Origin of the sequence: Vibrio palustris, from assembly GCF_024346995.1 — a bacterium.
Lineage (GTDB): Bacteria > Pseudomonadota > Gammaproteobacteria > Enterobacterales > Vibrionaceae > Vibrio > Vibrio palustris.
Genome location: NZ_AP024887.1, coordinates 2,384,169 through 2,399,092, shown reverse-complemented (window position 1 = coordinate 2,399,092; position 14,924 = coordinate 2,384,169). Strand labels below are relative to the sequence as shown.

Sequence of the window (14,924 nt, the reverse complement as noted above, 5' to 3'; positions counted from 1 at the left end):
ATGCTATCGATAAGGATTTTAAATCGAGCAAGTTAGATCACTCTAAATGCAGATCTAGTAGGGTCTTACTGGGGCGTCCACCAATTTCACGTGTCAGTTTGGGCATCAAATAGCCGGATACTTGCTCAATCACACCGGCCATGATGTGTTTCGCTTGGGCATCGCTAATGAAAAAGTGCGCGGCACCTTGTACCTTATCAAGTACATGCATGTAGTAAGGCAAAATACCCGCAGCAAATAACGCTTCGCTGAGATTAACTTGTGCGCTCACGCTATCGTTCACGCCCTTTAACATCACGCCCTGATTGAGCAAGGTGACATTGGCTTGCTTAAGCTTACTCATTTGCTGCGTAAACTCATCATCAATTTCTTGTGCATGATTAACATGGGTCACCATGATGGTTTGCAAGTGTGTGTTAGCCAACAGGTGACACAGCTCATCGGTGATGCGCGCAGGAATGACGACGGGTAAGCGTGAATGAATGCGTAAACGTTTTACGTGAGCGATTTGCTCGATACGTTCAATCAACCATGCCAGTTCTTGATCTTTAGCCATTAACGGATCGCCGCCAGAGAGGATAACTTCGTTAATGTGTGGGTGCGCCGCGATATAATCGAGACTCTCTTGCCATACCGATTTGGAGCCTTTGTTGTCGGCGTAAGGAAAGTGACGGCGAAAACAGTAGCGACAATTGACCGCACAGCCGCCTTTTAAAATCAATAACGCACGATTGTTGTACTTGTGCAGCAAACCCGGTTGTTCATTATCTTGCTCTGCCAGTGGGTCGACTGAAAACCCTTCGTGCACGTCAAACTCTTCTGATAACGGCAGTACTTGGCGTAATAGCGGATCATATGCGTTACCTTTTTCCATACGCGCGACAAAACTGCGTGGTACACGTAGCGAAAATAGCTGGCGCGCAGCAAACCCAGATTCCCATGGTGATGGGTCTATATCCAGTTGTTTGAGCAACGTAGCGGGATCTGAGATCGCATTCGCTAATTGTTTGAGCCAGTTTTGCTCAACAGAATCGATTTTTCGGGTTATGATGTGCGACATTGATTGAAACTCTAAGAATGTAAAGAGGATATAATGGCTACTGTTAGCACGAATGAATTTAAAGGCGGTCTTAAGATTATGCTTGATAATGAGCCTTGCGCCATTCTCGAAAACGAGTATGTGAAGCCAGGTAAAGGTCAAGCGTTTAACCGTGTTAAAATCCGTAAACTGCTGAGCGGAAAAGTGATCGAAAAAACGTTCAAGTCAGGCGACACCGTTGAAGTGGCTGATGTACTAGACGTGGATCTAGACTACCTATACAACGATGGCGAATTCTTCCACTTTATGGATAGCCAAACGTTTGAACAAATCGGTGCTGATGCCGCTGCAGTGGGTGAAAATGCGAAATGGTTGGTTGAAAACAACTCATGTACGCTAACCCTGTGGAATGGTAACCCAATTACTGTAACACCACCAAACTTTGTTGAGTTGGAAGTAACAGAAACTGATCCAGGCTTGAAAGGTGATACTCAAGGTACGGGCGGTAAACCTGCTACTGTTACAACGGGTGCTGTGGTTCGTGTACCACTATTTATCCAAATTGGTGAAGTGATTCGCGTTGATACGCGTTCAGCAGAATACGTTGGCCGTGTTAAATAACATGACTCATACAGAAAAAGGAGCGCATGGCGCTCCTTTTTTATGTAGCAAAGGTGAGTTATATAATGCCAAGGATATTCCACCACGCGAGCCCTGTTGCCATAAAGAGCACGCCACTACTTATAGCGATAACTAAACCAATTCGCATCCACTCGCCGTCCGTGTGGTAACCGTAACCGATCAATAATGGGTTTCTTGCGTGGCTATAGGTGGCGAGATTACAACCTAAAGAGCTGATACCCGCAATCGATAGTACCGCCAGCATCGGACTGACGTGCAAGGTGATCAGTGCGCCAATAAAGACTGGGGTAATCGCGACGACTTTGGCGGTCGCGGATGCAAAAAAATAGGCTAAAAATAAGTAGAACGTCATCATCGCCAGTAAGAATACAATAGGACTAGCACCGCCGAGTGTTTCCCCAAGAAATCCAGAGATTTGATGGCCCACCCAATCGGTGAAGCCTAAACGCTTTAAGTTATTGGCCATACCCATTAACACGGCGAACCACACTAAGGTATCCCAAGCGCCTTTTTCGCTTTTAATATCGTCCCAGTTTAATACTCCAAGCAGCAAAATTGCCGATAGGCCAATAAACGCCGCAGCGGTCGAGTAGAGCCCTAGGCTAGAGCCGCCGACCCAGCCAATGATTAACCCCACAAATACAAAGACCAGTTTCCATTCCATCACGCTCATTTTCCCCATTGTCGCTAATTCGGTTTTGGCAAACTGAGTCGCTTCGGGAGTTTCTCGGGTTTCAGGTTTGATCACTTTGTAGAGCAAGAAAGGCAGCACTACGAGGATAAATAATGCTGGCACTAATAAATACGCCGCCCAATGGGCAAAGTCTAACTGAATACCAGCGACGCTTGAGGCTATGCCAATTAAGGCGAGATTGCCTGAAAAGCCAGTTTGGAACCCTACGGCAGAGGCATCATTAATTGCGGCTGAAGAAGAAATTAAAAATTGCCCTAGCTTACGGTCATCCGCTTTGATGGTTTTTGCTAAGGAGTTGGCAATTGGAGAGACAATCGCTGAACGGGCGGTATTACTGGGCGTCGCCGGGGCAATTAAGAAATCCGCCACACCTAAACAGTACGCGACACGCAATGTCGACTGACCAAATTTACTTAGCAATAAGAGTGCGATCCGCCGTCCTAAGCCGGTTTTAATGAAGGCGCGAGCAATCGTAAACGCAATGATAATCAGCCAAATCAAAGGATTGTTAAAGTGCGTCATGCCATCAGTAACGGCTTCTTTCGGTGTGGCTGCGCCGCCAGCTCTCAGTACAATAAAGAAGGCTAAACTGAGAATGGCTAACGCTCCTGTTGGCATTACATTGGTAATGATCCCGGCAATCGTGGCCACGAAAATAATCGCTGTGTGGTATGCGGGAAGCGTTAGTCCTTGTGGAGGAGTGAACTGCCACACTATGGTTGCAATCAGAAGAATACTGATTAGTGGTATGGGTTTGGCTGCTATCCAGTTATGAGTGGTGGGATGAGACATAGAATGCACCTCGATTCAAATAAGAATGTGATGATATAACTGGGTGTTAAGATTTCAACACTCGTTGTGTGTCGGTTGGCGTAGTGTCTACCGGCTTTGGGGTGAATAAGGCGCCGCATTGGATACGTGCGGCGCTTGAGTGATTACCACAGCAGTATGATAAAGAGCACACCGATTAGAGTGAATAAGGCGCTGATGGCATAGCACGCTATTTTTCCGATGGTACCTGTATGAATTTTTAAATCATGCATACCGTGGTGAACGCGGTGCATGGCATGCCACATGGGAAGGGCAATACTTGCAATGATAAATAATGCTCCGAATAAATGCGTGACAAAAAATCTCGCCCGATCATAGTCGAAAGATGCTTTATCAATGACACCAAGCGGAACGAGTAAACCAATCACGAGAATGGTAATTGGAGATAACATGGCAAACCATGTGCCGCCTGCGCCAAATAAGCTCCACCAAATGGGTTCATCTGAGCGCTTAGGTTGAGTATTAATCATAAGTGTCTCCTTAGACGACATACAAAACAATCAGTGAAATTACGGCAACAATGCCCCACTGGGTGGCAATAATGAGTTTATTACTCACTAGCTGGCCTTTGATGCGGATAGGCACGACTTGCGGCATCATCTTAAAGTACGTGAACGCATGGAACAGACTGCCTGCTAGTGCAATGCAGTTGATGATGATGACAACTGGGTTTTGCATGAATTGTAGCCAGTGTTGCCACGATTCCGGTCCTTTCACGAGTGAGCCTAAGCCGATCGTGAGAAAAAGAGTAAAAAGAATCAGCGGTAGTACGGTGGCTTCACGCACCATGTAGTATTGATAAAATGGATGACCCTGCCACCAAGTGCGTTTGGTTTCTCGAATATACGGTTTACGGTTACTCATTATTTAGGCCTCCTGTGGTTTTAACATGGCAATCATGAAATCTTTGGTCGACTCCACTTTGCCTTGGTTGACCGCGGCTGCAGGATCCACGTGTTTTGGGCAGACTTGTGAGCAGTAACCGACAAAGGTACAGCCCCATGCGCCGTTATCACCGTTAATGAGCTTCATACGCTCCGCTTTACCGTTATCACGAGTATCGAGATTGTAACGGTGGGCTAATGTCAGCGCGGCTGGGCCTAAAAAGTCTGGGTTTAAGCCAAACTGCGGGCAGGCGGCGTAACAGAGTCCACAGTTAATGCAGGCAGCAAACTGTTTGTAACGCGCCATTTGATCGGGGGTTTGTGAGTTGGTGCCTTCGGCCACAGTACGGTCATTACCTAAGATATACGGTTTGATGGCTTCTAAGCGCTCAATGAACGGCGTCATATCGACAATCAAATCTTTTTCGATAGGGAAATTGGCTAGCGGCTCTAAGGTTACGCCATTTGGATAATCCCTTAGAAAAACTTTGCACGCGAGCTTAGGCACATTATTAATCATCATGCCGCAAGAGCCGCATATCGCCATACGACATGACCAGCGATAGGATAACTCTTTGTCGAGATTATCTTTAATGTAGCCGATGGCGTCTAACACTGACATGGTGTCATCGTAGGGCACATCAAAGGTTTGCAGATGAGGCTCATCATCCGTGGCCGGATCGTAGCGTAAAATAGTGACGGCTTTAATATTGGACATATTATTTCTCCTCCACGCTAGCTTTCTTAGCGGCGGCTTTTTCTGCAGCGTCGCCATATAAGCGTTCTTGAGGTTGAGATTTCGTGATGGTCACAGGGCTGTAATCAATGCGAGGTGATTGTTCCGCATCGTAGTAAGCCAATGTATGTTTTAGGTAATTTTGGTCATCACGGCTTTGGCAGCCGTCATCAAGGCGTTGGTGTGCGCCGCGTGATTCTTTACGTTGGTAGGCTGAGTGCACCATGGCTTCTGCCACATCTAAGCCATAACCGACTTCAATGGCATACAAGAGATCAGTATTAAAGACTTTGCCTTTATCTTTGATACTAATGCGTTGATAGCGCGCTTTAAGTTCTTTGATTTTATCCATGGTCTGTTGCATCAAGTGTTCTTCGCGGTAAATACCACATCCGGCTTCCATACTGTGACCCATTTCCGTGCGGATATCGGCCCAGTTTTCATCACCTTCTTGATTCATTAGGCGTTGAATGCGCGCTTCAACTTCTTGAACTTGTGCTTGGATGGCGTCTTCGTTCCAGCCCACAAACGTATTGGCATGTTTGACGGCGTTTTCTCCGGCCACTCGGCCGAAGACGACAAATTCTGCTAAGGAGTTTGAGCCTAAACGGTTGGCGCCATGCAGGCCTGATGATGCACATTCGCCCACGGCATACAGGCCTTTGATGCGTGTTTCACAATTGAGGTTGGCTTCGATACCGCCCATGGTGTAATGCACGGTTGGACGGATAGGAATCGGCTCTTTCGCTGGATCTACATTGACGTAGGCTTTGGCTAATTCACAGATGAAAGGGAGGCGCTCGTTCAGATACTCTTCACCTAGATGACGTAAATCGAGCAGGACAACATCACCAAGAGGGTGCTCAATCGTGTTGCCTTTTTGTTGTTCGTGCCAGAACGCTTGTGAGACTTTGTCACGTGGGCCTAATTCCATGTATTTGTTTTTAGGTTCGCCGACTGGGGTTTCTGGGCCCATACCATAGTCTTGTAGGTAACGATAACCATGTTTGTTAATGATGATACCGCCTTCACCACGGCAGCCTTCGGTCATCAAAATACCTGTGCCAGGAAGACCGGTTGGGTGATATTGCACAAATTCCATGTCTCTCAGCGGAATGCCATGACGATAGGCCAATGCCATGCCATCGCCAGTGACAATCCCGCCGTTAGTATTGCAATGATAAACCCGTCCGGCGCCACCTGTGGCTAAGACAACCGACTTGGCTTTAATTACCACCAGTTCGCCTTCTGACATATGCAGGCAAACAAGACCTTGAATTTCGCCTTCGTGCTCAATGAGATCGACCACGAAATATTCATCAAAACGTTTAATATTAGGGTACTTGATAGAGGTTTGAAAAAGCGTATGTAGCATATGGAAGCCAGTTTTATCGGCGGCAAACCAAGTACGTTCGATTTTCATTCCCCCAAAGCGGCGTACGTTGACGTCACCGTTTTCTTTACGACTCCACGGGCATCCCCAATGCTCCATTTGGATCATTTCATTGGTAGAGTGGGAAACAAAATAGTCAACGACGTCTTGATCACAGAGCCAGTCGCCACCACCAACGGTATCATTGAAGTGATTGTCGAGTGAGTCTTCGTCTTTGACGACCGCGGCGGAGCCACCTTCGGCTGCGACGGTGTGTGAGCGCATCGGATACACTTTAGAAATTAACGCGACTTCTAGATCAGGGTTGGCTTCTGCAGCGGCGATTGCGGTACGAAGACCCGCGCCACCTGCACCGATAATTGCGATATCTGTGGTGATTGTTTTCACAGTTATCCTCCCAGTAATGAGTGTAAAGCCGGACCGATTATGGTTGGCTAGTACCAGTGTTGTGATGAGGTCTCGCCACTACGCTTATGAGTGTTGGCGCGTAGGATGCGATGACCGCATACGTTTTTTCATCTGCTGGGAACAGTGTATGGAAAGCGACAGGCGCAAAAATTGATTTAAAAGGGTATTTACTGCGGTCTTTACTTTAGAAACATTAAAGTCACAGCTAAATGTGACCACATTCACATTTAATTCTGGTATAAATGTTTTGAAAGGTCATTGATATCAATACATCCACGAAAGGGTCACCTATGCAGCAATCAGGTCTTAATGATTGGACGCCGACGGCGTCTATTGAACAATTAAAAGCACGTGCTGGCATCTTGCATGCTATTCGTCAGTTTTTCCTGGCGCGCGATGTTTTGGAAGTGGATACGCCAACATTAAGCCATGCCACCGTGACCGATATTCATTTGCATACGTTTAAAACCCACTTCATTGGGCCAGATTTTGCCGATGGCCAAGCGGTCTACTTGATGACTAGTCCTGAATATCATATGAAGCGTTTATTGGCCGCCGGTAGCGGTTCGATTTATCAAATTAATAAAGCATTTCGTAATGAAGAAAATGGTCGTTACCACAACCCTGAGTTCACCATGCTTGAGTGGTACCGAGTGGGGTTTACCCATGTTGAACTCATGCGTGAAATGGATGATCTGTTGAGGTTGGTACTCAATACAGAGCCGGCGCAGACCATGAGTTATCAGCAAGCGTTTCAAAATACACTCAGTCTTTGTCCTTTAGAGGCCTCGCTGGAGGAACTTAAAGTGACCGCGAGCAACTTAGGGCTAGCCGACATTACTTGTGATGAAACCGATAGAGATACGGTGTTGCAATTGCTCTTTAGTGTGGGAGTTGAGCCTCATATTGGTCAAACAGCGCCCGCATTTGTGTATGATTTCCCAGCTTCACAAGCCGCATTAGCGAAGATTAATCCCCAAGACACACGAGTGGCCGAGCGGTTTGAAGTGTATTTCAAAGGCATTGAGCTCGCGAACGGCTTTCATGAGTTGGATAATGCGCAGGAGCAGCGGGCACGTTTTGAAGCGGATAACCAAAAACGCCTTGCCATGGGATTAGCCGCTCAACCTATTGATGAGCACTTACTGGCAGCGTTAGAGCATGGTTTGCCAGCATGCGCCGGAGTCGCTTTAGGTATTGATCGTTTGATCATGCTGGCGTTGGGCAAGGATCATATTGATACCGTGACAGCGTTTCCGTTTCCTCGCGCCTAATCGAGATCGCAGTTTGCACGTATGCTCGTGAGTTTCGCGTGCTTAATGCAAGGTAAACGCTCGCGTCATAGGGGTAACCTCGGTATACTTCTTATCTATTTTTGAACCGTCACTTAAAGAGCTCAGAATATGTCAGAGTACATTGATTTTTTCCATGAACATTTAGTCCTATCGGTCGTTTGGGTAGCCTTAGCCGGCGCATTGATCTTTAGTTACTACAAGTCTGCAACGAGTTCGTTTAAGACTATCTCGCCGTCAGAGTTAACCAACTTAACGAACCGTGAAAATGGTGTTGTGCTTGATGTCCGTAGCCGAGAAGAGTTTAAGCGTGGCCACATTACGGGTGCGTTAAACATCAAACCTGCTGATTTGAAAGAGGGGAATTTTGCAGGACTTGAAAGTCACAAATCCGACCCCATTATTGTGGTATGTAAAACGGGTCAAACTGCTCAGCAATCAGCAGATGTGCTGGCGAAAGCCGGTTTTGAACAAGTAAGTGTATTAAAAAGCGGATTGATTTCTTGGAATGAAGCAAATCTGCCACTTGTTCGTGGTAAAAAGTAACCACACGTTGACCCGCTCAGAGAATGTTGGCGAAAAAATAAGCATGTGGCGATAGGTTCTGTGATACGTCCCGCGTATTACTGTTCAAAAATCGTTATTTTATTGGCTCTTCGATAATCTCTGAACGTATTTTTGACCCGAATAAAATCGAATTAAGGACATTACAATGGCTGAAGAAGCACAACAAAACTTCACAATTCAACGCATCTACCTAAAAGATGTGTCTTTCGAAGCGCCAAACTCTCCAGAAGTATTCCAAAATGATTGGAATCCAGATGTGAACTTGGATCTTGACACGCAAAGCCGTGAGCTGGGTGAGTCAACTTACGAAGTGGTACTTCGTTTGACTGTCACAGTGAAAAACTCAGAAGACACCGCTTTCCTATGTGAAGTTCAACAAGCCGGTATTTTCACAGCAGAACAAATGGAAGAAGGTCAACTTGCCCATTGTCTAGGTGCATTCTGCCCTAATATCTTGTTCCCATATGCGCGTGAAACGATTTCTAGCCTAGTTGTGAAAGGTACATTCCCACAACTTAACCTAGCGCCAGTGAACTTTGATGCATTGTTCATGAACTACTTGCAGCAGCAAGCAGAAGAACAAGGTGTTGAACTAGACGCTTAAGCGCTAGCTTCACTCAATAGTACGAAAAAAATGCACACCGTGATTGTTAAATAACAATACGTTGTGCGTTTTTGTTTTAGACTCTATATTCCATTCCTTTTCGTCAGGCAACGCTATGCAAGATTCACAAGTACATAATTCTTACGCAAAACCCATTTCTATGGTTGTGATTGGTGCGGGCTCTTATGGCACGGCCTTGGCTATCTCGTTAGCTCGCCATGGCGAAAATGTGGTGCTTTGGGGGCATAACCCAGAAACCATGGCACGTTTAGACGCTGAGCGTGCCAATCATGCCTTGCTTCCTGATGCGCCATTTCCAGAGTCCTTGATCATTGAATCGGATCTCAATACGGCATTACAAGCTTGTCGTGATGTGTTGGTGGTCGTTCCAAGCCATGTGTTTGGTGATGTGCTCACCAAGATGCAGCCGCACTTACGGCACGATTCTCGTATCTGCTGGGCAACTAAAGGGTTAGAGCCAGGTACTGGACGTTTATTGCAAGATGTTGTCTTTGATGTGTTAGGACAGTCTCATTCGCTGGCGGTGCTTTCTGGGCCGACGTTTGCGAAGGAGCTGGCGAAAGGTATGCCGACGGCGATCTCTGTGGCCTCACCTGATGCCCAATTCTTAAATGACTTACAAGATAAAATTCACTGTAGCCGTTCGTTTCGTGTGTATGCCAATGATGATTTTATTGGCATGCAATTGGGTGGTGCGGTAAAAAATGTAATTGCAATTGGTGCCGGCATGTCAGATGGTATTGGTTTTGGTGCCAATGCTCGTACGGCGCTTATTACCCGCGGTTTAGCAGAAATGACACGCTTAGGTAGTGCATTAGGGGCGCAACCGGAAACTTTCATGGGGATGGCAGGGTTAGGGGATTTAGTGTTAACCTGCACAGATAATCAATCTCGTAACCGCCGTTTTGGTCTGGCGTTAGGCGCAGGCAAGGATGTTGATGTTGCCCAAGAAGAGATTGGCCAGGTAGTCGAAGGCTACCGTAACACCCAAGAAGTGTGGTTACTTGCTCAACGTGTAGGTGTCGAAATGCCCATCGTTGAACAAATTTATCAGGTACTTTATCAAGGTAAAGATGCTCATGTTGCCGCTCAAGATCTGTTAGCGCGCGACAAAAAATCAGAGCGAAACTAAGATTAAGTCGTTATCCAAATTATAAAATAAGTGGATATTTCTATGTCCGTCTTAAGGGAACTTAGGGCAGAGTGAATTCATTATGAAGCAATGCGCACAAACAAAAGTCTGGAAATCGGTTATTGATGAGTCACGCAAGCAGGCAGAACAAGAGCCAATGCTGGCGAGTTTTTATCATGCCACGATCATTAAACACGATAGTTTACAATCCGCGTTAAGTTACATTCTCGCTAACCGATTAAATACCCCCTCGATGCCCGCCATGGCAGTACGAGAGGTTATCGAAGAAGCATTCGCGTCTGACAGCAATATTGCGGATGCCGCCGCATGCGATATTTGCGCGACGGTCAATCGAGATCCGGCTGTCTCTATGTATTCTGTACCGTTATTGTATCTCAAAGGATATCACGCGCTGCAAGGTTATCGTGTGGCTAATTGGTTATGGAAGCAAGGCCGTATTGCGTTGGCGATGTACTTTCAAAATCAAATATCTGTGGCATGCCAAGTGGATATTCACCCTGCCGCGACAATTGGCCGAGGCATTATGCTCGATCATGCGACAGGCATCGTCATTGGCGAAACAGCCGTCATTTATGATGATGTATCTATTCTGCAAGATGTCACGCTTGGTGGTACAGGTAAAGAATCCGGTGATCGTCATCCTAAGATTCGTGAAGGCGTGATGATTGGCGCTGGTGCGAAAATACTCGGTAATATCGAAGTGGGCGAGGGGGCTAAGATTGGCTCTTGCTCTGTAGTTTTGCAACCAGTGCCGCCTCACACGACTGTGGCGGGAGTGCCCGCCAAAATTGTCGGTCGTCCCATGTCACAAAGACCGTCTTTCGATATGGATCAGCAGTTTAATGGGCGAGCACAAAACTTTATGTATGGTGATGGCATTTAGGTTTCCCCTGTGAACACATGACAGGATCGGCTTTCATGGCTCACCGCTTTGTGCGGTGAAAAACACAACATGAGCCATATAAAAAAGGATGATGTTTTACCATCATCCTTTTTTTATGCCTGCTGATTATTCACTAATCGTTTCTAGTTCAGCTAATGCTTCTTCGGCCCATTGTATCCAAGCTTGGCGAAGGAGTAGATTACGACGCAACGTAAGTCTCTCTAAACGTTGGGTGTTGTCTAGCTCGGCTGGCGCTGAGTAATGTGCCGCTTCAATATCTTGGTAGTGTGCGACCAATTTTTTTGACTCTTCAATCAAATCGACCAGTTGAATACGGAAGGGTGCTGACGGCTGTATTGCACAAGCCATAAGCTTGGCGCTAAATTCGTCACGAACGGTAGGGTGTTTGGTTGGTTGATCAAACCATTCACCTAATGCACTGCGTCCTGCATCGGTAATGGAGTAGACTTTACGATCAGGTTTACCATCCTGTGGTTCTAAGACACAAGAGACTAAGCCCGTTTGTCCCATTTTATTGAGTTCACGGTAAACTTGTTGGTGGCTTGCTTTCCAAAAATATCCGATGCTTGCGGAAAACTCTTTCGTGATATCGTAGCCCGTTGCATCGCGTGTACTTAGAACGGTAAGAATTACGTGTGGTAATGACATGTGTTTAATCCAAGTGTTAATCAAACTTTAATGTTGAGCCTAAACGTCAGCCGTGCTTCTTGTGGCACTATTCTTTGAGCGTTTAAGCGGCCTTGCGCACTTCCCGTTGTGCATTGGTGCTGCCTTTAAAGCCATTATCACCTAGACATGCGATTTATAATTAGTAGATGAACATCGCGTTGAGAACGTAGTATATCTAAATAATACGCACAAGGTAGAACAGCAATCAGGATCTAGATAAAAAACTGATAATAATCTCAGTAGTGGTTGTTAGGTAATATAAAAGGCCGCACAGCTGCGACCTTTTGGGGCTTTTACAGAATATTATACTGATTGTTATCCAGTATTACGCATACCTGCCGCAATTCCTGCAATAGTTGCCATGAGCGCTTCTTCGAGTTCTGCTGAAGGAGTTTCTGTTTTACGCGTACGATATAACAGCTCTACTTGTAGCATGTTAAGGGGTTCAACATAGATGTTACGTAAGCTTATTGATTCGTGTCCCCATGGGTCGCTTTGCATCAAGTTATCGTTATTCTCGACATTTAATATCGTCTTGATGTCTTTTTTCAATTGAATACGTAAATGTTCACCGAGTGGGCGTAGCTCTTCATCGACCAAACGCTCATCGTAATGCTGAGCAATATCGGCATTGCACTTGGTAAATAGCATTTCTAGCATACCAAGACGCGTTGAGAAGAATGGCCATTCACGGCACATTTCTTCGAGCAGTGCTTGGTGCCCTTTATCAATTGAATACTGAATCGCTTCGCCTGCGCCTAACCAAGCGGGTAGAACTAAGCGGTTTTGACTCCAAGAGAATATCCATGGAATCGCACGTAGGCTTTCAACACCGCCATTTGGGTTACGTTTGGATGGGCGAGAACCCAGCGGTAATTTTCCTAGCTCTAGCTCTGGAGTTGCTTGGCGGAAATACGGTACAAATTGTGGTTGTTCACGCACTACTTTTCGATAAGCATCACAAGAGACTTGTGAAAGAACTTCCATTAAATCACGCCATTCTTGTTTAGGTGCTGGTGGCGGTAGGAGATTCGCTTCTAAAATCGCACTGGCATACATATTGAAGCTATTAACGGCGATTTCAGGCAGGCCAAGTTTGAAGCGGATCATTTCACCTTGTTCAGTGACTCGTAGGCCGCCTTTGAGGCTGCTCGGCGGTTGAGAAAGTAAGGCTGCATGCGCAGGAGCACCGCCACGCCCAATTGTACCGCCACGCCCATGGAATAGGCGAAGATCGACGCCAGACTCTTCACAGACGCGAACTAAAGATTCCATCGCATGATATTGTGCCCAGCCTGCCGCCATGCCGCCAGCATCTTTAGCGGAGTCAGAATAACCAATCATGATCATCTGCTTGTTATTAATAAAGCCTCGGTAGAGGTCGATATCCATTAATTGCTGGGTGACCGCTTCTGCATTATTCAAATCTTCCAAGGTTTCGAACAATGGACATACATCAATACGATATGGGCAGCCAACTTCTTGTAAAATTAAGTGTACCGCTAGGACATCAGACGCGGTTCTCGCCATAGAAATAATGTAAGCACCAAATGCATCGCGCGGCTGAGATGCAACGATTTTACAGGTATCAATGACTTCTTGAACGTCTGCCGATGGTTGCCAGTTGGTGGGCAGTAATGGGCGCTTTGAGGCTAGCTCAGTGGTTAAGAAAGACAGTTTATCTTGTTCGCTCCAATGCGCGTAGTCACCAATGCCAAGATGACGCGTTAGCTCAGAAAGGACATCGGCATGGCGTGTACTTTCTTGGCGAATATCGAGTTGAACAAGATGTACACCAAATGTCTTAATACGGCGCAAAGTATCGAGGAGTGAACCATCGGCGATAACGCCCATGCCACATTCATGCAATGACTCGTAGCAGGTTAATAACGGTGTCCAAAGCTGTTCGGAATAGCGTAATGGTGCTTTTTCTGCAAGGACTTGCCCATGAATTTTGGCATCCAGAACATCTTTCGTCTGTTGCAATAAATCACGCAGTTGTTTCAGAATTTCACGGTAGGGTTCGTGTGCGTCTGGGCCAGCGAGTTCACGCACTTTATCATTACATTTAATCATCGACAGTTCGCTGATTAACTCATTGATATCCCCTAAGTATAAATCTGCCGCTTTCCAACGAGACATGCGCAGCACTTCACGTGTGATGGTGTGAGTGACATGTGGGTTACCATCGCGGTCACCGCCCATCCACGATGAGAAATGGATCGGTCTGGCATCGATCGGCAAAGCTTCACCATAGTAATTGATGCAACGTTCACTTAAGTCTCGTAAGAAATCCGGAGCGGCTTTCCATAGCGAGTTTTCGACGACTGCAAATCCAGACTTGGCTTCATCAAGTGGTGTTGGGCGCTGTTTACGCACCACATCAGAGTGCCAAGCTTGCGCAATTAATTGCTCAAGGCGTAGTTCAGTGCGGCGACGTTCTTTCGGTGATAGCTCGCTGAGCTCAAGATCAGACAAACATTCGTTAATTTTGACGAGTTTGTTGATCATGGTACGACGTGTAATTTCGGTTGGGTGCGCCGTGAGAACTAGCTCAATGTCTAGCTCGCGAATCGCTTGGCCGCTATCGATTTTACTAATATTATTGCTATCGAGTTTCTCAAGCAGCGCGTCAATCGGGTCGGTTGACATGGTATTCGCGTCACAGTGACGAGAAATAGAGTGGTATTGGTCAGCGATATTAGTGAGGTTAAGAAATTGGTTAAATGCTTTCGCAATCGACGGCATTTGGTCGTCAGGAAGGGATTCAATTTCTTCAATCAGATGTTGCCTATCTTCGTGGTTACCTGACCGGGCAGATTTAGATAACTTTCTGATTTTTTCTACTTTTTTCAATATAACATCGCCGTCAGCATCTTGAATGGTTTTACCCAGAAGATGCCCTAGCATGCTCACGTTGCTTTTGAGAGCGGCGTAGTTCTCTTTCATGTTCTCGTCGTCCTGTTTTTAAAAAATGACATCCAATGTTGTTTTTATTAACGCTTCAATCTAACCCTGTTTGTGACTCCTCGTCAAATTAAGGGGAAGAATTATCTTCCTAATTTACTTTCCATTGATATAAAACAG

The 14,924-nt window shown here is 46.1% G+C and carries 14 protein-coding genes; 6 read left to right on the top strand and 8 right to left on the bottom strand.

Annotated features, from left to right (window positions below; translation table 11 throughout):
- Window positions 1-37: 37 nt before the first annotated feature.
- Window positions 38-1,060, bottom strand: a complete 1,023-nt coding sequence (epmB, locus tag OCU30_RS11220; RefSeq protein WP_077314163.1) for an EF-P beta-lysylation protein EpmB — start codon at window positions 1,058-1,060, stop codon at window positions 38-40.
- 33 nt (window positions 1,061-1,093) lie between these two features.
- Between epmB and efp the strand changes: the two genes are divergently transcribed.
- Window positions 1,094-1,660 carry an elongation factor P gene (gene efp, locus OCU30_RS11215; RefSeq protein ID WP_077314162.1) on the top strand — a complete coding sequence of 189 codons (567 nt, stop codon included), beginning with the start codon at window positions 1,094-1,096 and terminating at the stop codon, window positions 1,658-1,660.
- Window positions 1,661-1,718: 58 nt separating this feature from the next.
- Here the strand turns inward: efp and OCU30_RS11210 are convergent, their stop codons facing one another.
- The 5 genes from OCU30_RS11210 to frdA form a co-directional block, all read right to left on the bottom strand.
- A complete protein-coding gene (locus OCU30_RS11210; RefSeq protein WP_077314161.1) occupies window positions 1,719-3,167 on the bottom strand; it encodes a DASS family sodium-coupled anion symporter in 1,449 nt (482 codons plus the stop codon).
- Window positions 3,168-3,310: 143 nt separating this feature from the next.
- Window positions 3,311-3,676, bottom strand: coding sequence for a fumarate reductase subunit FrdD (gene frdD, locus OCU30_RS11205; protein WP_077314160.1), 366 nt, complete (start codon window positions 3,674-3,676; stop codon window positions 3,311-3,313).
- 10 nt (window positions 3,677-3,686) lie between these two features.
- Window positions 3,687-4,070, bottom strand: a complete 384-nt coding sequence (gene frdC, locus OCU30_RS11200; protein ID WP_077314159.1) for a fumarate reductase subunit FrdC — start codon at window positions 4,068-4,070, stop codon at window positions 3,687-3,689.
- Between the two features lie 3 nt (window positions 4,071-4,073).
- Complete coding sequence (locus OCU30_RS11195) at window positions 4,074-4,808, bottom strand: succinate dehydrogenase/fumarate reductase iron-sulfur subunit (RefSeq protein WP_077314158.1); 735 nt, start codon at window positions 4,806-4,808, stop codon at window positions 4,074-4,076.
- Window position 4,809: 1 nt separating this feature from the next.
- On the bottom strand, window positions 4,810-6,606 hold the full coding sequence (gene frdA / locus OCU30_RS11190) for a fumarate reductase (quinol) flavoprotein subunit (RefSeq protein WP_077314157.1): 1,797 nt from the start codon (window positions 6,604-6,606) through the stop codon (window positions 4,810-4,812).
- Window positions 6,607-6,917: 311 nt separating this feature from the next.
- Here frdA and epmA point away from each other — a divergent pair, with 311 nt between their 5' ends.
- The 5 genes from epmA (at window position 6,918) to cysE (ending at window position 11,147) form a co-directional block, all read left to right on the top strand.
- A complete protein-coding gene (gene epmA / locus OCU30_RS11185) occupies window positions 6,918-7,901 on the top strand; it encodes an elongation factor P--(R)-beta-lysine ligase (protein ID WP_077314156.1) in 984 nt (327 codons plus the stop codon).
- A 129-nt stretch (window positions 7,902-8,030) separates the two neighbouring features.
- Window positions 8,031-8,465 carry a rhodanese-like domain-containing protein gene (locus OCU30_RS11180; protein ID WP_077314155.1) on the top strand — a complete coding sequence of 145 codons (435 nt, stop codon included), beginning with the start codon at window positions 8,031-8,033 and terminating at the stop codon, window positions 8,463-8,465.
- Window positions 8,466-8,631: 166 nt separating this feature from the next.
- A complete protein-coding gene (secB, locus tag OCU30_RS11175; protein ID WP_077314154.1) occupies window positions 8,632-9,090 on the top strand; it encodes a protein-export chaperone SecB in 459 nt (152 codons plus the stop codon).
- 115 nt (window positions 9,091-9,205) lie between these two features.
- Entirely contained in the window at window positions 9,206-10,243 is a 1,038-nt protein-coding gene (gpsA, locus tag OCU30_RS11170) for an NAD(P)H-dependent glycerol-3-phosphate dehydrogenase (protein ID WP_077314153.1), read from the top strand.
- 82 nt (window positions 10,244-10,325) lie between these two features.
- On the top strand, window positions 10,326-11,147 hold the full coding sequence (cysE, locus tag OCU30_RS11165; protein WP_077314152.1) for a serine O-acetyltransferase: 822 nt from the start codon (window positions 10,326-10,328) through the stop codon (window positions 11,145-11,147).
- Window positions 11,148-11,273: 126 nt separating this feature from the next.
- Here the strand turns inward: cysE and OCU30_RS11160 are convergent, their stop codons facing one another.
- Together OCU30_RS11160 and ppc are read right to left on the bottom strand one after the other, a co-directional pair.
- Window positions 11,274-11,816 carry a PadR family transcriptional regulator gene (locus OCU30_RS11160; protein WP_077314151.1) on the bottom strand — a complete coding sequence of 181 codons (543 nt, stop codon included), beginning with the start codon at window positions 11,814-11,816 and terminating at the stop codon, window positions 11,274-11,276.
- Window positions 11,817-12,152: 336 nt separating this feature from the next.
- A complete protein-coding gene (gene ppc / locus OCU30_RS11155; RefSeq protein WP_077314149.1) occupies window positions 12,153-14,786 on the bottom strand; it encodes a phosphoenolpyruvate carboxylase in 2,634 nt (877 codons plus the stop codon).
- Window positions 14,787-14,924 lie beyond the last annotated feature (138 nt).

Bases quoted from the DNA above. Each gene is read 5' to 3' on its own strand.
- gpsA (WP_077314153.1), top strand. From the start codon at position 9,206: ATGCAAGATTCACAAGTACATAATTCTTACGCAAAACCCATTTCTATG.
- OCU30_RS11195 (WP_077314158.1), bottom strand. From the start codon at position 4,808: ATGTCCAATATTAAAGCCGTCACTATTTTACGCTACGATCCGGCCACG.
- OCU30_RS11180 (WP_077314155.1), top strand. From the start codon at position 8,031: ATGTCAGAGTACATTGATTTTTTCCATGAACATTTAGTCCTATCGGTC.
- frdD (WP_077314160.1), bottom strand. From the start codon at position 3,676: ATGATTAATACTCAACCTAAGCGCTCAGATGAACCCATTTGGTGGAGC.
- OCU30_RS11160 (WP_077314151.1), bottom strand. From the start codon at position 11,816: ATGTCATTACCACACGTAATTCTTACCGTTCTAAGTACACGCGATGCA.
- epmA (WP_077314156.1), top strand. From the start codon at position 6,918: ATGCAGCAATCAGGTCTTAATGATTGGACGCCGACGGCGTCTATTGAA.
- frdC (WP_077314159.1), bottom strand. From the start codon at position 4,070: ATGAGTAACCGTAAACCGTATATTCGAGAAACCAAACGCACTTGGTGG.
- OCU30_RS11210 (WP_077314161.1), bottom strand. From the start codon at position 3,167: ATGTCTCATCCCACCACTCATAACTGGATAGCAGCCAAACCCATACCA.
- efp (WP_077314162.1), top strand. From the start codon at position 1,094: ATGGCTACTGTTAGCACGAATGAATTTAAAGGCGGTCTTAAGATTATG.
- epmB (WP_077314163.1), bottom strand. From the start codon at position 1,060: ATGTCGCACATCATAACCCGAAAAATCGATTCTGTTGAGCAAAACTGG.
- secB (WP_077314154.1), top strand. From the start codon at position 8,632: ATGGCTGAAGAAGCACAACAAAACTTCACAATTCAACGCATCTACCTA.
- cysE (WP_077314152.1), top strand. From the start codon at position 10,326: ATGAAGCAATGCGCACAAACAAAAGTCTGGAAATCGGTTATTGATGAG.
- ppc (WP_077314149.1), bottom strand. From the start codon at position 14,786: ATGAAAGAGAACTACGCCGCTCTCAAAAGCAACGTGAGCATGCTAGGG.